This window comes from Pseudoalteromonas sp. NEC-BIFX-2020_002 (assembly GCF_013002825.1).
Lineage (GTDB): Bacteria > Pseudomonadota > Gammaproteobacteria > Enterobacterales > Alteromonadaceae > Pseudoalteromonas > Pseudoalteromonas neustonica.
Map to the genome: position 1 here is coordinate 268900 of NZ_JABEPJ010000001.1, position 19401 is coordinate 288300.

The window sequence follows — 19401 nt, forward strand, 5'->3', positions numbered from 1 at the left end:
CGCTTCTAAAATGATTTTATGGTTTTAAAGTGTAATGACACTGCATTTAAGAAGTGTCATTACACGAAGAGTTACATTTTTCTTTCACTAAGCAATGTCTTTAACTCACTTAATTGTGTTTTTAATTCGTTTATTTGCCCTTGTGTTGCTGGCATATCATTAATGTTTGTTTGCTCTTCACGCGCATTGCGGTGCTCCTCAGACATTACCTCTAAAATAGCGCCTACCATCATGTTCAAAAACACAAAAGCGGTCAAAAATATAAATGTAAGGTAATAGATCCAGCTTAGCTTATACACGGCCATGGTTTCATACATGACGTCGGTCCAATCTTCAAATGTTGCCACTCTGAACAGAGTAAGCATCGAAATAGACACATCCCCCCATAAAACAGGGTTTATTTCAGAAAATAACATACTTCCTGTTGCTGCATAGATATAAAAAATAACAAACATTAGAAGGGCGATATAGCCCATTTGTGGGATAGCTTTAAGCAGAGAGTTAACTAATAAACGCAGTTCAGGAACCATTGATACCAGGCGTAGAACGCGAAAAATACGTAGCAACCGTGCTATAAATACACTTGAGCCTGCAGCAGGGTATAAACTGCCTACGACTACTATTAAATCAAAGATGTTCCACCCTTTGGAAAAAAAGTCTTTGATGCCTTTACTCGCGATATAACGAATGATCAACTCAATCAAGAAAAAGACGGTGATGCCAATATCCATCCAATGTAAAAAAAACTCAACCGTTGGATGTAGTGAGTAAGTATGTGCGCCTACTGTTAATGCAGAAATTATAATAACTACAATAACAAATGATTGAAATATTTTACTTTTATCGATACGCTGGAACAGCTCGTGTAACTGCGACAACATCATAATTATCCCTTAACGGTTATAAATAAAAACGAGTGCAATATACAGCAAAATAGTCATGGATGAATTACTTTTCCGGTTTTAAATGTAAGGAATTTTTAATGCTTTTCAATATGCTAAAGCTCGCTATAAGTGCGATGCTAGTGGTTTTTTTAACCGCATGTAGCTCAAATTCACGTTACCATGAAATTCAATCTGCACGGTTAGGTGAATGTAATTATATGGCTGATAAAGAGTATCATGAGTGCATAAAGCGCCAAGAAGATGGCTACGATGAGTTTAAAAAGCAACGAGCAGAGCAGCAAGCGACTAAAAATGACTAAAACACAAAAGCAATTCGATAAAGTACTGCGTGTCAATTTAACGCGAGCTTGTGAAGAAATTAAAGATGAACTAAGTGAATTTAGTTGGCTAACTCATGAGATAGATTTAAGTAAACCAACTACATCACTTAAATTAAGCTGTTACTTTAAAGATCAATTAGCGCTTGAGCAAGCAACGAAAAATCAAGATACTCAATTAGTTAAAAATATAATAAGTAAAAAACTTGCAAGCATTGATTTAACAGTCAAAAAATTTATATTTAGCGCTGACAATCTTTAGGATTATGATGTTTTCTAATTTAACGAATAAACAAAAGCAGCGTGGGCTGCTCATATTAGCAGGTTTATTTTTTATATTTGGGCTTTATCAGCTTCAACAACCCGTAGGTGCAAATCATGTGCTAAGCAATGGCTTTGTAGTGGCCATAGCGTTCTGGGCGTTTTCACGACGTTATAGTCAGCAGTTTTTAGAAAAAAATATGGTTACAGCGGCTATTACACGTGAAGGCAATGAGTTAATCATTAAACAAAGTATGGTAAATAAACTATCTCGGCTTGATATCCCCCGTATTAGCAAAATAACAATTGGTGACAATTACTTAAGTTGTATATTGGATGGCAATGGTCAAGGTTTTGATTTTCAATTAGTGGGTAAAGCGTGCGAGCTCAAAACACATATGTGCTCAATTTTAGCAGCTAATGAGCAGCAAACTATTCAAATCACTCTTGTTTAATTTGGTATTGCGATCACATAAGGCTATAATTCTACAAAATAGTAATAGAGATCAATAATGACTGTTCCTACTCGTTCACAAATTACCCCTGGTAGCGAAGTTAATATCGTTTTAAAAGAAGATCAGCGTAGCGGCACATTGACCCAAGGTGTTGTTGAGCGCCTACTCACTAAATCACCTAACCATCCTCATGGTATTAAAGTTCGTTTAGAGGATGGACAAGTAGGGCGAGTGAAAGAGATATTGTCATGAGTGTACTTACCCCCGCTGAATTTTGGCAATTGGTTACCGTAGAAGATAAAACCGCTGAGCCAGAGTCAGTGAGCGAGCGTTTAAAAAACTTACTTACAGATTTAGACGACGATCAGTTAATTGAATTCGATAAGCAATTTAGTCTCTGTATGCGACAAAGTTTTACGTGGGAGTTATTTGGCGCAGCGTTTGTAATGGCAGGCTGTAACGATGAGTATGGTTTTTCAGAGTTTCGCTGTTGGTTAATATCTCGTGGCGAAGCTGCTTTTAACGCAGCCCTCGATAATGCAGATTCATTGGCCGATTGCACGCCTGTATACCATTTAAATGAGCAACCCTATCCCTATTTAGATGAGTATGATCTTATTGCAGGATTACTGTACGAAGAGCGCAATGAAGATGAATTACCTTTTGCTCCATCAGGGCAAGAACAGCCTAAAGGTAAACGCTTTAAAGACAAAGCTAAGTTTTTAAAACTCGCGTATCCGCAATTATTTGCTAAATATTGGCAATAATTTTAACTATAAAAAGTAAACAACGATTCATTATAGGTTTGTTTAATTTTAATAGACATTGCATGCTATGCTGTAAATACAAACCACTCTAAGTCAGGTATTTAATGGGCTATCGTAAAATATTACTGTGTTTCGTGTTTGTTTTTTTTAGCACTACAATCAGTGCTAAAACTGAACTACCAAGCAATAAAAGTCAGTTTATTAGTTTGTTAAACACTAAAGTAGGTACGTATAAGTTAGTTTCAGGCAGCGCGAGTGTGTGCACTGATGGGCAATTATCATGGTTTGATAAAAGCGCGCCAAGCCTAGGGTTTAAACTAGGTGAAGGGATTGTTTTTACCGCCTTGCATCATGGAACGCAAACGAATAAAACGGCAAACTTTTGTTTAGTGACGACTAAATACAAATACACAACGCAAAGAGTTACGCTATCGCTGCGCCATACTCGCTGTGAAAATCAGGCTGATAATTTAGATACGAGCCAAATGCTGCATTTCATCTCGCCTACGCGTATTCAATACAGTGTTGAAAATACCAATGTACGCTGTGAGTTTGAGCGCCAGCCATAATACCAATTTTATTAAAAACGTGATCATTCTAGCAAATTAAGTAACTCACTAACTACGTTAAAAATTACTTATATAGAACAACTACATATCATAATTTTTCCTTGTTATAACCTTTTATAAGTTACAGCTTATTTTTGGCAAATGTAGCCAGCGAGTGGTGTATTGTGGAGATAAAAATTCACGTTTCATATGCCACGCTTGGCTTTGTTGCTGACTTGCCAAAGCAAGCGTATTGCTGCCATAACGCGCATTTACAGAATCCAAACATTTCATTAGTTTAATGTTATTTTTATTCGGCGTAAAAAGATCTGATTGCTGAAATTGCTGTGAACTAAGCTCTAATGCTCCCACGCCACACTTATAAAAGCGAACATTTTGTTGGTATAATTGTGCAAAAACCTCGCTAATTGCATTGGCAAATACACAGCTATCAGCGCTAGATGTGGGCAGCTCATACACTAATGATTTTTTATAAGCGTTTAGTTCATGTGGGGAGCTTGCCACAAATAATAATAAGCGTTTAGTTAAAGAGCGTTGCAGACGCAATTTTCGAGCAACAATAGTACAATGGTTTATCAAGGCTGTTTTTAATACCGTTGGATCTGTTAAACGTTCACCAAAGCTACGAGTCGAAAAAATTTCACGTTTATCTTGGCGTACTTCATCCCACTCTAAACAGGTTCGGCCGTTTAGTTCATCCACAGTACGAGCCAGTACCACATTAAATAAGCGTTTCATTTGCAGTGGATCTTGTTTTGCCAAATCAAGTGCACTGTTAATATGAAGTTGCTTTAACTTTTTGGCTAAACGTTTGCCCACTCCCCATATATCAGCGACATCCATCGCAGCTAAAATACGCAGTCGCGCTTGTTCGCTATCAATGACAGCAACCCCGTTAAAACCCTTAAGCTTTTTAGCTGCATGATTTGCTGCTTTGGCCAAAGTGGGCGTTGAGCCAAAGCCGACCCCCACAGGTAATTTAGTTTCACGCCATACTGTACGGCGGATCAAGTGTCCGTACTGATGCCAATCATTAATTAAAGGAGTAAAACCGGTAAAATGTAAAAATGACTCATCAATTGAATATATATATTGTTTATCACAAAAACGACTGATCACATTCATCATTCTATCGCTTAAATCTGCGTATAACTCATAGTTAGATGAACGAACGATTACTTTATGCTTAGCCAATAAATGCTTAACTTTAAAATAAGGTTGGAATTTAGGAATATTTAAACGCCGTGCTATAGGGCAAATAGCGCACACGCAGCCATCATTATTAGTAAGTACTACCACCGGTTTTGAACGAATTGCGGGATCAAATACTTTTTCTGCACTGGCATAAAATGCTACAGCATCCACTAAGGCGTACATTGGTGTAGCTCAGGACTTGGACGATGTAATCGAATAGAGCGAGTGACAACACCTTCTAATTGAAATTCATCGGCATCACTTAGTTGCACAGGTGAATATAAAGCTGAGGCTGAGAGTAAGCGGGCATTAGTTTTGTCTAATAGCTTACATACAAATAAGCCATTTAAATTAGCCACAATAACGTCCCCATTTTTGGCTTCTTCAGCGCGATCCACAAGCAATAAGTCACCATCAAAAATGCCAACGCCTTGCATTGACTCCCCAGAAGCCACACCGATAAATGTCGCATCGGGATGTTTAATTAATAATTGATCCAAAGATAAACCAAGTTCTTTATATTGGGCGGCTGGCGATTCAAACCCGCATACGCCCGCTTCGATATATATAGGAATGACATGCATAGATAAAAACACATTATACTGTATGTTTATACAGTATAATGTAAAATTAGCTAAAAAGCCAAGCAGGGGGTGACAGTAAATTAATTACTAAAACTTAAATACATGATTTTTATGTTTATTATTTTTTTCTTTCTAAAGTCTAGCTGTGTCTTTTCATCAATATAGAGAAACCATTATTTATAGTGAAATATTCAGCCAGACATAAGTACTTACTCAAATGCTGCTGAGTTCAAACGCTAAGTGATGGCTACTTTGTTTATTGTAGGTAATTTCTTCTAGTAAAAATAAAAAATTCCCTTTAACGTTAATAGCTTCTTGATTATTTAACAAATCACGATAAAGTGCATATTAAATAAAAATACGCATTTAGTGATTTGTTATTCATAAAGGTGCTAGGTTTAATACTTGAGTTCAAGAAGGGATAAACATGTTTAACACAGTTGTAGGCAGCATCAATAATCTTTTATGGGGTGAAGGGCAAGTCCTTATTTATATCCTGCTGTTTACCGGTATTTGGTTTTCAGTGCGACTAAAAGCTGTGCAAATTCTAAAATTTAAACATATGTTTAGCCTGCTTAAAGGCAGCAGTAAATGTAATAAAGACGATATAAGCTCTTTTCAAGCGCTTTGCACAGGCTTAAGTGCCCGTGTTGGCACGGGGAATTTAGCCGGTGTAGCGGTTGCTATATCACTGGGTGGCAGTGGCGCAATATTTTGGATGTGGGTCATTGCTATATTAGGCATGGCCACAGGCTTTGCTGAAAGCGTGCTTGGTCAAGTATATAAAGTACGCGATAGCCAAGGTGAATTTAGAGGCGGCCCTGCTTATTATATTAAACAAGGTTTAAATAGCCGCAGTCTCGCTATTGCATTCGCATTGTGCTTATTTTTAGGTTACGGCTTTACCTTTAGCGCTATGCAAACCAATACCATAACCGATGCACTTAATTTCGCATTTGAAATTCCAACATTCTACTCTGGTATTGTTATAACCATCCTCGCAGGCTCTATTATATTAGGTGGCTTCAAAGCCATTGCACGCTTTGCTGAACGAGTAGTGCCCGTGATGGGGATTATATTTGTGCTGGCTGCGGTCATTATTACACTACTCAACTTTAGCCAAGTACCTGCTATGTTAAAGGATATATTCCTATCTGCGTTTGGCCTGCAAGAAGCCGGTGCGGGGGCAATGGGAGCTGCAATAAAAAATGGTATACAACGGGGTTTATATTCAAACGAAGCAGGCGCGGGCAGTGTGCCGCATGCATCAGCTAGCGCCTCACCAACACCTAACCACCCTGTAACTCAAGGATATATTCAAATGCTGGGTGTATTCTTCGATACTATTGTACTGTGTAGCTGCACCGCGGTGATCATCTTACTTGCTAATGTGGATATTAGCGGCGAGATGGAAGGTATTCGTTTAACGCAAGCAGCTATGACCGCACATTTAGCACAGGGTGGCGTATATTTTGTGGCTGCAGCCATTACTTTATTTGCGTTTACTTCTGTAGTGGCCAACTACGCCTATGCAGAAAGCAACCTGCACTTATTTAAGCTTGATAATAAAATAGGGCGCGGCATTTATACACTATTATATTTATCAATGATGATGTGGGGCGCGTCTGCAACATTAAAAGAGGTGTGGGATTTAGCCGATATTGCGCTGGGTTTGATGACCGTGGTTAACGTTATTGCCATTATATTACTCACCCCGACTATTTTAAATGTAACAGATGATTATAATAAGCAAAGAGCCCAAGGTATTGAACCTAAATTTAATGCAAAAAATGTCATTATTCAAGGTAAGACCGAAAAGGGTATTTGGCATTAAATAGCTCGCTTATGCTGAATGTTTAATTGAATAAATATTCAGTGTAATCGCGCTAAAATAATTAAGTATTACCATGATAGAGATATATGCAGGTAAAACTGCTGCAAAAATAATTGCCGAACAAGGCTTTAAAGCACCGCTTTTTAATACCTTTTTAGGTGCATCCGGTGGGCCTAAATGGTTTACTTTATTTGGTTTAGATAAGTATATTTTTGGTGAGTTTTTTAAAAATAGAACGACGCAATTAAACTTAGTTGGCTCATCAGCCGGCGCATTTCGTGCCGCGTGTTTTGCACAAAAGGATCCTGTTGCAGCGATTGAGCGTTTAGCTAAATCGTATTCCCAAACACGTTACTCAACCGCTAAACCAACACCAGCAGAAATAACCGAAAAAGCAAAACAGTTATTAGACGATGTTTTTGCCCAAACAGGTGTTGCCGAAATCATTAATAATCCTATTTTTAAAGCACACTTTATTGTCGCTAAATCAAATGGCTTTGTAGGCAGCGATCATAAAGCATTACAGTTATTAGGCTTAACAAAAAGCTATTTGTATAATCGAGTTGATCGCCGATTTTTAAAAAATCAATACGAGCGTTTTATTTATCAAGCACCTAATAGTGATTTTTCAATTGAAGACAGTTATAAAATTAAAACTACACAATTAGATTTAACGAGCGAAAATTTAAAAGATGCTTTGTTAGCATCTGGTTCAATCCCATTAGTTATGCAAGGTATAAAAAATATAGCTGGATCGCCGCCTGGTATGTACCGCGACGGCGGCATTGTTGACTATCATTTTGATTTAAAAATTAACAACCCAGGTTTGATTTTATACCCACATTTTAATTCAGATCCCAAGGCAGGGTGGTTCGATAAAAATTTAAAACGTAAAGTAGCCACAGAAAATTACGATAACGTGGTAATGATCACCCCGTCTAAAAAATTCATCGCCAGCTTACCTTACGGGAAAATACCAGACAGAACAGACTTTACAAAACTCGATACCGACACCCGAATAAAATATTGGAATACCGTATTTAGCGAAACCGAAAAACTAGCCGACGCATTTGATAAAAATCTAACAATAGGTAAGTTTGAAGTAAAGACAATTTAAGAATGTGAGTTTTTTTATGCTTATTGATCATACTGTCTATACAGCCCATTAGTTATGGTACGTAATATTAAAGAAAAGGGCGAAAAGCCCTTTTTTATTAATGATTTAAGCTTGTTGTCAGTTGGGACAGTTTGTCTTGCTATTTAATCTTTATATATGGCGTCATTAACTTATTTAGCTCTTCTAAAAAACCATTTAAATTAGAGCAAGCTTCCATTCTGTATTTATCAATCATTTCTAAGGCAGTTGGTTCATCAGTATCTTCACTTGCTGTTTTAGTACTATTGAAAGATACGGCTGATTTATGTATTTCATCTAGAAACGTATAGACCCCTGAAGGTTTTGGGAATAGTACTTTTGATGCATGAAATGAACAAATAAAGTAGCTAAAAGTAACGTCAGAAATATATCCCTTAGTATATTCTTGATAAAGTCTTTGTGAATCTAAATAAACTTTAAATCTCTTTTCAAACAGAGCTAACCTAAGGTTACTCTTTTGTATTCGACACTGAGTGAAAGCAACCAAAAGTGCCATTAAAGCTATGATGTTTGTACTAGTAAGTGAAGGAGTATATGAATTAATTACTGTTAGATAATCTATAGTGTTGACAGGCATTTTTTGTCCTTTTTTATTTGTTAAGTTTAGAATAACAAATAGTTGAAGGTGATAAAAACTATTTAATTTAATGGCTTAGTTTACTGCATGGTCAACTAAATTTGAGTTTTTGCTAACTTCCAGTTCTTTCTGATATTTCTCTAATTATATCTAATAGTTGATTTTGTAATTCAGGTAAATATACATCTTGTGTTTTATTTTGCTCCTTAAGTGTTTTGTACATATTTTCAGATTTCCTTGCTGACCATTTGTATCGGTGAACTAGCTGAACATCAGAAGGCTTAACTTTTCCCCAAGGGGTGGTCATTGTATTATCGTAATCTGAAATTCTGCAATCTACGCATGGGCGAGTAGGAGAAAATAGCCTAGATAAATTATTGAGATTTGGTTTGGCTGAGCGTTTGATAAAAGTATAGCTATAAGAAAATTTGAATTAAAATTAATTGAAAAATTTAAGCTATAAGTTATTTTTAGCTGATAGCTGATAGCTGATAGCTGATAGCTGATAGCTGATAGCTGATAGCTGATAGCTGATAGCTGATAGCTGATAGCTGATAGCTGATAGCTGATAGCTGATAGCTGATAGCTGATAGCTGATAGCCTATAATCTATCTTATGTTAAATAGTGTTGAATAAATTAAAGCGGGCGTAATTACACAAACTAGCCCACTTTTAGAGGGGTTTGAATACTTAATTTAGCTCAGAATCTACCCAAAATTTAGTCCCTTTTAATACAGCTTGTAATGCAAGGCCACTTTCGGTCAATGAGTAAACAGTTACTTGATCGGCGATTGCTTCGGCAACAATAGCACCGCCTTTATCTTGGTATTTAGCGGCTGCATCGGCATTACCACCGAAGGCCCAACCATGTTCAACAAAACGATTTAATGCAGCTTGATTATGAAAAACCATCACAACATTAAAATCTTTTACACCTAAACCTAGGCCTAAACCAGCTTCACCCATATTCATATAAGTAGATTTACCCGTTAGGTTATTTTTAACAACCCCATAACCACCACCAAAACTGGCTAATACAACGTTAACATTGGCATTATCGAAAACAGCATAACCAGCCGCATTTTTAATTTGCTCTTTAACATCTGGCTTTTCTTTGTATAATTTGGTTAGCGTATCAGCTCTCATATTTTGCACAAGATCACGTTTTTCAGCAGGAGAAGCACTACCCGTTGTAGCACAACCAGACAATGCAAACGTGAAGACGATTAAACTTAAAACCATAAACTTTTTCATATGCTTACCTTAAACGACGAACAACAAAATTATAGCTTTATAATGTCCAATACTAGACAGTATCGGACTTTAAAGTTAAACTGTAAGTACTTTATTTTATTAGAAATAACCATAATATGCTTGTTGCATTGGTCGATACATTAAAACAATTACGATATCAAATTGCTCATCTTGAAGATGATACATTGCGATCTGAATACCCAGAACTTGCCTCCTTTATACAGCAAGTTGGCTTGACTGTCGCTGAATCAAAGCATGAGTTAGTATTTCTGTATCAGTTTTTATATGTTTATGGTCGAAAATCAGAAGCGACTTTTAATCGTTTTCGTAATGAACTAGAACGCTTTTATTTATGGGCGTGGTTAGTTGCTGAAAAATCAGTATTTGAATTAAAACGCGAAGATATTGAAGCATACGTTGATTTTATGGTTGAGCCAGATAAAAACTGGGCATCAACATCTGTGCAATCACGTTATAAAAATGAACAAGGACTTAGGCGTTTAAATGAAAACTGGCGCCCTTTTATTCTTAAAGAGTCGATAGCCAGTCAACAAACTTTATCTGCAATGTTTACCGCGCTTAATGTATTTTATAAATTTTCGATTTTAGAAGAAAAAACGTTTGCGAATTTTGTTCCTGTTGTTAAAAAGAATAGTCCATACTTGGTTGTGCAATCACAAATTAAAATTCCTGATACGTTAAGCGATATTCAGTGGGAATATGTATTTGGTGTAACTCGTGATAAATGCGAACAAAACCCCGAGCTAGAACGTAATTTATTTACTTTAGCTTGTTTAAAAGGCCTTTATTTACGAATATCAGAGTTATCGGAACGACCACAATGGTCACCGGTAATGTCACATTTTTGGCAAGACAATGATGGCTTTTGGTTTTTAAGAATTATGGGTAAAGGCAATAAATTACGCGATGTAACCCTGAGTGAAGATTTTGTAACTTACTTAAAACGTTATAGATTATATCGCGGGTTAACGGCCCTGCCCCGTGTTGATGAAGCAGATCCTTTAGTGCATAAAATTCGTGGTCAAGGTGGTATGACGGTTCGTCAAATTCGTCGTTTAGTTCAGCAAAGTTTTGATTTAGCAAAAAAATCACTGCTTGATGATGGTTTTACTGATGATGCAGAGCAACTTGAATCCGCAACTGCACATTGGCTCAGGCATACCGGTGCAACACATGATGCACAAACACGACCTTTAAAACATTTATCTGAAGATTTAGGCCATGCAAAAATTGCGACGACCGACCAAATTTATATTCAAACAAATATAAAAGAGCGCGCAAAATCAGGACTTAAAAGGAAAATCTAAATGGAATATGGTGTATTAACAGCTGTAGGTTTAGCATTTTTAATTTACTCATTATCTATCCGCCAGCTCGAACGTGCAGAAATTACTGGGCCAATGTTTTTTGTCATTATTGGAGCTATGCTTGCAATTTTAATCCCTGGTAAAACTGTATTCTTATTAAGTGACCTTGAGCGTTTGTTACCTTTGATTGAGCTGACTTTGAGTATCTTTTTATTTACTGATGCGGCGAAAACAAAACTGTCGGTTTTAAAACATAGTTTTCAATACCCTAGCCTGTTACTTTTTGTAGCATTGCCACTTACTTTAATAATCGGAATTGTTATTGCAAGTTTAATGTTTACTCAATTAACACTTATCCAAGCAGCATTAGTCGCTGTTATTTTAACGCCAACAGACGCCGCGCTTAGTAAAGGCTTATTAAATAGCAGTGCAGTACCTGAAAAAGTTCGTGAAGGTATTAATACTGAAAGTGGATTAAACGATGGTTTATGTGTGCCAGTATTTTTAATACTTATGTTGTTAGCCAAAGAGCCCGCCTCTGCATTTTCGCTTTATGATACTGCACTGGTTTTTGCTCGTGAGCTTGGAGTCGCAATTTTTGTTGCTATTACGGCAATGGCTATAGTGATTCCATTAATTAAATTTTCGATGCAACGCCATTATTTTTCAAATAATACGAGCCCATTTTTAGTTGTTGGGATTGCTGTGGCTGTATTTTCTCTTGCGCAAAGTTTACATAGCAGTGGTTTTATTGCAGTGTTTGTTGCAGGATTAATTTTTGATAGATTTACAGAGTCGTCATTACGTCTCAAACTGGTTGAAGACAGTGAACACATTGCAGATTTTAGTGGTTTGCTGATCTGGTGCTTATTTGGTTTTGTGTGTAGTTATTTAGTTTTACCAGAATTATCATGGGCTATTGTAGGATTCGCCTTGTTAAGTACAACACTGATCAGAATTACTCCTGTTATGTTGTCATTACAATTTACGCACTTGAAAGTAAAAGAGCGTTTTACTTTTGCCTGGTTTGGGCCTAGAGGGTTAGCATCTATAGTATTTACTTTGATGGTGATCGATAGCGATATAGAAAATAAATTTATTATAGCCACTATTACTATGACGACTATTTTATTTAGCGTTTTTATTCATGGCATGAGTACAAAGCCAATTGCTGATAGTTATTTAAAATAATTTATATATAAAAATAAAATGCCGCATTACTTTAAAAATAATGTGGCATTTTTTATTCATTCTTGAATTCAAGTATTAAATAAAATCACTATTTATTTAATACTACCGGGGCTAATAAATTGTTCTGCGATAAGTTCTATTGGATGCTTGGGTTTAAATTTCTCATAGCGTTTTACTTGACTGCGACAAGAAAAGCCAGTTGCTAATAGTTGCTCAGGTTTATTTTTATTTACTACACCTTGCCAACTCATTTCATAAAGTGCGCGAGAGTTATTTTGGTTTTGTGCTTCGTGACCATAAGTACCAGCCATACCACAACAACCGGTGGCTGTTGTATTAAGAGTTAAACCTAAATCAGAAAAAATTGTTTGCCATACATTCGCTGCTTTTGGTAACGCAGTTGTTTCAGTGCAATGGCTTAATAATGTAAAATTTTTATCTTGAGTGTTTTTTATTTTATCAGCTAATGGTTTAAATGATTGTGTCGCTAACCATTCATGAGCAAGTTGCACTTCAAAATCCCCGCGCTCATCACCGAGAATCGAATTATACTCATCGCGATAACACATAACTAGTGATGCATCTAAGCCAACTAATGGTGCGTTTATTTCTGATAATGAATTTAAAAATGCGGCTGCATTTTTTGCTGTGATTTTAAATTCATGTAAAAAACCTTTAACATGCTGCGGTTTACCATTGGGTTTAAATGGTAACAGGATTGGTTTTTTCCCTAATGCTGAAATTATTTTTATAAAACTTTCGACTAGTTCAGCTTCATAGAAACTGGTAAATGGATCTTGAACAATGAACACATACTCATTTTGTTGTTCTGGATTGAGTGCTGATAAATGTGCAAAATTAAATTTGTGTGTTTTGTTTATTCGTTTTTCTAAACGTGGTGAACTTAATATGGGTGTATCAACATAGCCAACAGATTTTTTTATTAGCGAGCTAACAAATTTAGTTTTTACTATTGGGTTTATCACGTTTGAAAATTTTGCCATTAATGGTGCGCTTGCTTCAATATTACCAACTAAATAATCTTTTAAAGGGCGAGCATAATAACTGTGATAATAATTTAAAAAGCGTGATCTAAAAGTGGGCACATCTACTTTAATTGGGCAGGCGGTAGTACATGCTTTACACGCTAAACATTCATCCATTGAGGCTTTAACTTCATGAGAAAAATCGTACTCGCCTTTGCTTTTATCTCGACTATGTTGGTAACGTTCCCACCAGGTGATGACTTCACCTTTATTGAGCTCTTTTTCAACTTCAATTAAATCTATATTTTTTGCTTCTTGTAAACGCAGCCATTCGCGCATTAAACTTGCGCGGCCTTTCGGTGAATTACGACGATCACCCGTTACTTTATATGATGGGCACATTGGGGAGTTTTCATCATAATTAAAGCAAATACCATTACCGTTACAGGTCATTGCGTTGTTAAAGCTGGTTTTAACATCAACCGAAATTTTTCTATCGAACCATGCACGCTTCTGATCATCAACGCTTACAAGTGAGTCCTTACTATCAATCGGGGTGCATATTTTACCTGGGTTTATACGATTGTTTGGATCGAAAGCTGATTTTATACGGCGTAATTGTGTAAATAAATGCTCGCCAAAAAATTCAGGGCCGTATTCACTTCTATAACCTTTACCATGCTCTCCCCACATTAAACCGCCATACTTGGCTGTGAGTTTTACAACCTGATCGGAGATCACGCGAAGTAATTTTTCTTGTTCTGGGTCGCACATATCAAGTGCGGGTCGTACATGTAAAACCCCAGCATCAACATGACCAAACATTCCGTATTGTAAATTATGACTATCAAGTAACGCTCTAAATTCAACGATAAAATCGGCGAGGTTTTCTGGAGGAACTGCGGTATCTTCGGCAAATGCGAGTGGTTTTTGTGAGCCTTTAACATTACCGAGTAAACCAACTGATTTTTTACGCATGGCGTAAATTTTTAAAATATCAGCCTTATTACTCGTTAGTTGATACCCGATGACACCATTTTTTTGCTGCGCTGCACAGTCATCAAGTAAAGCACATAATGATTCAACTTTATCTTTTATGTCATCGGCTGATACTGCATTAAACTCAACCATGTTGAGTCCTTGCATATCTTTATTTTCAACATCGGTTATTAAGTCCGATACTGAATGCCAGATTATATCTTGGCGTGCAAGGTTCAATACTTTGCTGTCGACTGTTTCAACAGACGTTGCACGTGCATCTACTAAAAATGGTGAGTGGCGAAGTGCAGAATCAAAACTATCGTATTTAATATTTATTAAGGTTTTAAATTCAGCAATTGGGGTAATGTTTAATTTAGCTTCTGTAACAATACCAAGTGAACCTTCTGAGCCTGTTATTAATCGGCTCATATCAAATGTTTGTAAGTCATCACTTAGCACATGCTCTAAGTCATACCCGGTTAAAAATCGATTTAAGCGAGGGAATTTGGCTAAAATAGCGTCACGCTCAGACAAGCAAATATCGAGTACCGTTGCGTATAATTTACCTATTGTGGTGTCCTGCTCTGCAATTAATTTAGCTTTATTAATGTCTATTGGATTGGTAGACATTTGTGTGCCGTCAACTAAATAGGTTGTAAGTCCTAAAACATGATCGCTGGTTTTACCATAGACGAGTGAACCTTGCCCTGAAGCATCAGTATTAACCATTCCGCCAATTGTTGCTCGGTTACTGGTTGATAAATCGGGTGCGAAGAAAAATCCATAAGGGCGTAAAAAGTCATTAAGTTGATCTTTTATTACACCTGTTTGCACTCTAACCCAGCCTTCTTCTGGGTTAATTTCGAGGATTTCACGCATATAACGCGATAAATCAACCACGATGCCAGGAGTTAACGATTGACCATTAGTACCAGTTCCACCGCCACGAGGACCAAAAGTGAGTGATAGATATGGGTCTTGAGCAGCCGTTTGCAAAGCAATTTGGATGTCTTTTTCAGTTTTAGGAAAAATAACACCTTGCGGTAACTGTTGGTAAATACTGTTATCGGTTGATGCAGTTATACGGGTGGCATAGCTTGCATCAGTGTCGCCAGTAAACCCTTGTTTTGTTATAGTTTTTAGGTAACTTGCGACTAAATTGGTCGCGGCATCTTGTTGGCTAATAGTTGCTATCATGACGGTGATAAATTAAGGCATTTGTTCGATTATATCATGCTCAAGAGCAATAGAAATTGAAGATTTTACAGTTTGTAACACTCTTTTGATCGTAAAAGTGCTGTGATTACTTATACTCGATATTAGAAGCTTAGTTGCGAGGGAATTTAAATGAAAAAATGTATTTTACTTTTAGTTGGCAGTTTATTTATATTGCTTGGGTTATTTTTTGCTGTAGTACCTGGGCCATCTTTAATCTTTTTTATTATTGGGCTTATGTGTTTTTCGTTTTATTATCCAAAAGCACGCCATTACTTGGCACTCTGTCAAAAAGCACTCACTAAATCATGTGCTTTTTTAGATAAAAAATTAGCGCGATAAAAGCTATTAACGTCCTGATAAAAAAATGCCAGCAATGTTGCTGGCATTTTTTATTATGCTAAACGAGTTATTTTGCTAATTTTTTAGCAAGGTATAACCATGTTTCAAGTACTGTATCTGGGTTTAGTGAAACAGAATCAATGCCCTGCTCTACTAACCAAGCTGCAAAGTCTTCATGATCAGAAGGACCTTGACCACAAATACCTACATACTTTCCTTTTGCTTTAGCCGTTTTAATTGCCATTGAAAGTAGTTTTTTGATTGCAGGGTCACGTTCATCAAATAAATGTGCAATTAAACCAGAATCACGATCTAAGCCAAGCGTTAGCTGGGTTAAATCGTTTGAACCAATTGAAAAGCCATCAAAGTGTTCTAGGAACTCATCTGCAAGCAGTGCATTTGATGGAAGTTCACACATCATGATTACTTTTAAGCCATTTTCGCCACGTTTAAGGCCATGCTCTTCAAGTAATTCGATAACGCGTTTACCTTCTTCAAGGGTGCGTACGAATGGGATCATGATTTCAATGTTGGCCATATCCATGTCGTTACGCACACGTTTTATTGCTTCACACTCAAGTGCAAAACAATCACGGAAATCTTCCGAGATATAGCGTGCTGCGCCGCGGAAACCGATCATCGGATTTTCTTCTTCTGGCTCGTATTGTTGTCCGCCAACTAAGTTAGCATATTCGTTTGATTTAAAATCAGACATACGAACAATAACGCGCTCTGGTGCAAATGCACAGCCTAAGGTAGAAATACCTTCAACTAATTTAGAGATATAGAATTCAACCGGTGATTCATAACCTGCAATCATGTCGGTGATTTCAGCTTTTAATGCATCGGTTTGTGCATCAAAATTAAGCAATGCTTTAGGATGAACACCAATCATGCGGTTGATAATAAATTCAACGCGGGCAAGACCAACACCTGAGTGTGGTAAGCGTGCAAAATCAAATGCGCGATCAGGGTTACCGACGTTCATCATGATTTTCATTGGTAGTTCAGGCATTTTATCAACGCGTGAAGTGAGGATTTCGAAATCCAAAATACCTTCGTAAATAAAGCCGGTGTCGCCTTCAGCACATGATACTGTTACTTCTTGGCCAGCTTTAATTAGGTCTGTGGCATTACCACACCCAACCACTGCTGGAATACCTAATTCACGGGCGATGATTGCCGCATGGCATGTACGACCACCACGATTAGTTACAATCGCTGCAGCGCGTTTCATGATAGGTTCCCAATCAGGGTCTGTCATGTCAGTAACTAAGATGTCACCTACTTGTACTTGGTCCATTTCTTTAATTGAATCAAGAACACGCACGACACCAGAGCCAATTTTATGACCGATGGCACGTCCTTCAACGACAACATTACTGCTGCCATTTAGTTGAAAGCGTTCCATTACATTCGTGTCTTCGTTTGAACGTACTGTTTCAGGGCGTGCTTGAACGATGTAAAGCTTGCCGTCATTACCGTCTTTAGCCCACTCGATATCCATCGCGCGGCCGTAATGCTTTTCGATGATCACGGCTTGTTTTGCAAGCTCTTGAACTTCAGCATCGGTAATTGAAAATTGGTTTGAAAGGGATGCATCTACGTCAACGATTTCAACTTGTTTACCATGTGCTTGATCAGCAGAGTAAATCATTTGAATCGCTTTTGAACCGATGTTACGGCGCACAACGGATGGTTTGCCTTTAGCAAGAGTTGGTTTATGAACATAAAATTCATCAGGGTTTACTGCACCCTGTACAACCATTTCGCCTAGACCATAACTAGATGTAATAAATACAACATCTTCGAAACCTGATTCCGTATCGATACTGAACATTACGCCTGATGATGATTTATCAGAGCGTACCATACGTTGAATACCCGCAGATAATGCTACGCCACGATGATCATAACCTTGGTGTACACGGTATGAAATCGCACGGTCATTGAAAAGCGATGCGAATACATGTTTGATGGCGACCATTACAGAGTCTATGCCACGCACATTGAGGAAGGTTTCTTGTTGGCCTGCGAATGATGCATCTGGCATGTCTTCAGCTGTAGCTGATGAACGAACTGCAAATGAAACATCGTCTGCTGCATCGCCGTGTAGTTGGCTGTATGCTTCGCGGATAGCTTTGTCTAAATTAGGTTGAAATGGTGTGTCGATAATCCACTGACGAATATCAGCACCGACTTTTACGAGTGTATTTACATCTTCCACGTCCAGTGTGTCTAAAATGTCGTGGATCTTTGCATTTAGTCCTGATTGCTCAAGAAACTCATTAAATGCGTCGGCGGTTGTTGCAAAACCACCTGGGACTTGTACACCAGCGTTTGCTAGGTTTGAAATCATTTCACCGAGTGAGGCATTTTTGCCGCCAACACGAGGAACATCTTGCATACCAAGCTCTTGATACCAGAGAACGTATTCTTGCACGGATCTTTCTCCAAAAAACAAATTGTAGTAATAACTGTGAGAGTTAAGAAAGAAAACCTTCTAAAAAGGTCGCCTTCATTCTACACTGGCAACAGACCTTACGTAAACCGTGGGGTGCCTATTTTAACTATTAAACGTAAGAAAAAGGTTAATATGAGAACTGCATTTTATATTTCTGACGGTACAGCGATTACTTCTGAGGTTTTTGGCCATGCTACTTTGTCATTATTTCCCGTTGAATTTAATCATAAAACTATTCCTTTTGTTGAAACTGAAGAAAAAGCAAACGAAGTAAAAGCGTTAATTAATACAACTGCGCAAAGAGAAGGTGAAAAGCCGCTCGTATTTTTCACTTTTGTAAATCATAATTTGAGCGAGATAATTCGTTCTTCCTCAGCAATTACGTACGATTTTTTAACCACATTTAGTGATAAAATTGAACAAGAGTTAAAGGTTGCACCAGTTCCAAAAATTCACCGTACTCATTCAATGCATGAAAAAAGTTATGATTTTAGAATTGATGCTGTGAACTATGCGTTGACTAATGATGATGGCGCAAATATAAATAATTACGCAGAAGCAGATATTATTTTAGTGGGAGTTAGCCGCAGTGGTAAAACACCGACGAGTTTATACTTAGCATTACAATATGGTATTAAAGCTGCAAACTACCCTATTACAGAGGAAGACCTTGAAACTGGTAAGCTACCCGCTTGCTTAGTAGCATATAAGCAAAAACTGTTTGGTCTGACAATTGATCCAGTGAGATTAGCCGATATCCGCCAACGTCGAATGGCTAATTCAAAATACGCGTCACTTAAGCAATGTAGAATTGAAGTTCGTGAAGTAGAAATGTTGTATAAAAAACATAAAATTGCATATTTGAATTCGACTAACCATTCTGTCGAAGAAATATCTGCAAAAATCATATCTGATACTAATCTTGAGCGTCGTAAGTACTAACTTAGTTTTTATTGAGATGCTTGGATTGGTGAACTAAATAATATCGGACATTAAAAAAGCCGCACTTGCGGCTTTTATT

General features: G+C 37.3%; 20 protein-coding genes. 12 read left to right on the top strand and 8 right to left on the bottom strand.

Going from position 1 to position 19401, the window contains the following annotated elements; all coding sequences use genetic code 11:
* Positions 1 to 71: 71 nt before the first annotated feature.
* Positions 72 to 881, bottom strand: coding sequence for an ion transporter (locus HJP15_RS01170; RefSeq protein ID WP_170172978.1), 810 nt, complete (start codon positions 879 to 881; stop codon positions 72 to 74).
* 101 nt (positions 882 to 982) lie between these two features.
* Here HJP15_RS01170 and HJP15_RS01175 point away from each other — a divergent pair, with 101 nt between their 5' ends.
* The 6 genes from HJP15_RS01175 to HJP15_RS01200 all read left to right on the top strand — a co-directional run bounded on the left by HJP15_RS01175 (position 983) and on the right by HJP15_RS01200 (position 3274).
* Positions 983 to 1204, top strand: a complete 222-nt coding sequence (locus HJP15_RS01175; RefSeq protein WP_054203702.1) for a hypothetical protein — start codon at positions 983 to 985, stop codon at positions 1202 to 1204.
* Positions 1197 to 1484 carry a hypothetical protein gene (locus tag HJP15_RS01180; protein WP_170172864.1) on the top strand — a complete coding sequence of 96 codons (288 nt, stop codon included), beginning with the start codon at positions 1197 to 1199 and terminating at the stop codon, positions 1482 to 1484. The genes HJP15_RS01175 and HJP15_RS01180 overlap by 8 nt, the downstream gene beginning before the upstream one ends.
* A gap of 4 nt (positions 1485 to 1488) precedes the next feature.
* Positions 1489 to 1938, top strand: coding sequence for a hypothetical protein (locus HJP15_RS01185; RefSeq protein WP_169328205.1), 450 nt, complete (start codon positions 1489 to 1491; stop codon positions 1936 to 1938).
* Between the two features lie 57 nt (positions 1939 to 1995).
* A complete protein-coding gene (locus HJP15_RS01190) occupies positions 1996 to 2190 on the top strand; it encodes a YwbE family protein (protein WP_054203699.1) in 195 nt (64 codons plus the stop codon).
* On the top strand, positions 2187 to 2705 hold the full coding sequence (locus tag HJP15_RS01195) for a DUF4240 domain-containing protein (protein ID WP_054203698.1): 519 nt from the start codon (positions 2187 to 2189) through the stop codon (positions 2703 to 2705). Before HJP15_RS01190 ends, HJP15_RS01195 begins: the two co-directional genes overlap by 4 nt.
* A 104-nt stretch (positions 2706 to 2809) precedes the next feature.
* The gene (locus HJP15_RS01200) at positions 2810 to 3274 is read left to right on the top strand and encodes a hypothetical protein (protein WP_054203697.1); all 465 of its coding nucleotides are present in this window, start codon (positions 2810 to 2812) and stop codon (positions 3272 to 3274) included.
* 114 nt (positions 3275 to 3388) lie between these two features.
* Here HJP15_RS01200 and HJP15_RS01205 read toward each other — a convergent pair whose 3' ends face one another.
* Together HJP15_RS01205 and HJP15_RS01210 are read right to left on the bottom strand one after the other, a co-directional pair.
* Complete coding sequence (locus tag HJP15_RS01205) at positions 3389 to 4651, bottom strand: Y-family DNA polymerase (protein WP_054203696.1); 1263 nt, start codon at positions 4649 to 4651, stop codon at positions 3389 to 3391.
* A complete protein-coding gene (locus HJP15_RS01210; RefSeq protein ID WP_054203695.1) occupies positions 4639 to 5052 on the bottom strand; it encodes a LexA family protein in 414 nt (137 codons plus the stop codon). Before HJP15_RS01210 ends, HJP15_RS01205 begins: the two co-directional genes overlap by 13 nt.
* Before the next feature lie 427 nt (positions 5053 to 5479).
* On the opposite strand from HJP15_RS01210, the gene HJP15_RS01215 reads away from it, so the two are divergent.
* On the top strand, positions 5480 to 6886 hold the full coding sequence (locus HJP15_RS01215) for an alanine/glycine:cation symporter family protein (RefSeq protein ID WP_054203694.1): 1407 nt from the start codon (positions 5480 to 5482) through the stop codon (positions 6884 to 6886).
* Positions 6887 to 6959: 73 nt separating this feature from the next.
* Complete coding sequence (locus HJP15_RS01220; protein WP_170172865.1) at positions 6960 to 8003, top strand: patatin-like phospholipase family protein; 1044 nt, start codon at positions 6960 to 6962, stop codon at positions 8001 to 8003.
* 139 nt (positions 8004 to 8142) lie between these two features.
* Here HJP15_RS01220 and HJP15_RS01225 read toward each other — a convergent pair whose 3' ends face one another.
* The 3 genes from HJP15_RS01225 to HJP15_RS01235 all read right to left on the bottom strand — a co-directional run bounded on the left by HJP15_RS01225 (position 8143) and on the right by HJP15_RS01235 (position 9873).
* Entirely contained in the window at positions 8143 to 8619 is a 477-nt protein-coding gene (locus HJP15_RS01225; RefSeq protein ID WP_170172866.1) for a hypothetical protein, read from the bottom strand.
* A gap of 112 nt (positions 8620 to 8731) precedes the next feature.
* Positions 8732 to 8926, bottom strand: a complete 195-nt coding sequence (locus HJP15_RS01230; protein WP_170172867.1) for a hypothetical protein — start codon at positions 8924 to 8926, stop codon at positions 8732 to 8734.
* Between the two features lie 383 nt (positions 8927 to 9309).
* The gene (locus HJP15_RS01235) at positions 9310 to 9873 is read right to left on the bottom strand and encodes a lipid-binding SYLF domain-containing protein (protein WP_170172868.1); all 564 of its coding nucleotides are present in this window, start codon (positions 9871 to 9873) and stop codon (positions 9310 to 9312) included.
* Between the two features lie 116 nt (positions 9874 to 9989).
* Here HJP15_RS01235 and HJP15_RS01240 point away from each other — a divergent pair, with 116 nt between their 5' ends.
* Entirely contained in the window at positions 9990 to 11201 is a 1212-nt protein-coding gene (locus HJP15_RS01240; RefSeq protein ID WP_054203688.1) for a tyrosine-type recombinase/integrase, read from the top strand.
* Positions 11202 to 12392: a cation:proton antiporter gene (locus HJP15_RS01245; RefSeq protein WP_170172869.1), complete on the top strand. Its 1191-nt coding sequence runs from the start codon at positions 11202 to 11204 to the stop codon at positions 12390 to 12392.
* A gap of 92 nt (positions 12393 to 12484) precedes the next feature.
* On the opposite strand, the gene ydiJ is transcribed toward HJP15_RS01245, so the two are convergent.
* A complete protein-coding gene (gene ydiJ, locus HJP15_RS01250; protein ID WP_170172870.1) occupies positions 12485 to 15556 on the bottom strand; it encodes a D-2-hydroxyglutarate dehydrogenase YdiJ in 3072 nt (1023 codons plus the stop codon).
* Positions 15557 to 15706: 150 nt separating this feature from the next.
* Between ydiJ and HJP15_RS01255 the strand changes: the two genes are divergently transcribed.
* Positions 15707 to 15916 carry a PGPGW domain-containing protein gene (locus tag HJP15_RS01255; protein ID WP_170172871.1) on the top strand — a complete coding sequence of 70 codons (210 nt, stop codon included), beginning with the start codon at positions 15707 to 15709 and terminating at the stop codon, positions 15914 to 15916.
* Between the two features lie 67 nt (positions 15917 to 15983).
* Here the strand turns inward: HJP15_RS01255 and ppsA are convergent, their stop codons facing one another.
* Positions 15984 to 18359 carry a phosphoenolpyruvate synthase gene (gene ppsA / locus HJP15_RS01260; protein ID WP_054203902.1) on the bottom strand — a complete coding sequence of 792 codons (2376 nt, stop codon included), beginning with the start codon at positions 18357 to 18359 and terminating at the stop codon, positions 15984 to 15986.
* A 153-nt stretch (positions 18360 to 18512) separates the two neighbouring features.
* Here ppsA and ppsR point away from each other — a divergent pair, with 153 nt between their 5' ends.
* Positions 18513 to 19322 (top strand): posphoenolpyruvate synthetase regulatory kinase/phosphorylase PpsR, encoded by an 810-nt coding sequence (gene ppsR, locus HJP15_RS01265; RefSeq protein WP_170172872.1) that lies wholly within the window; start codon positions 18513 to 18515, stop codon positions 19320 to 19322.
* Positions 19323 to 19401: the final 79 nt, after the last annotated feature.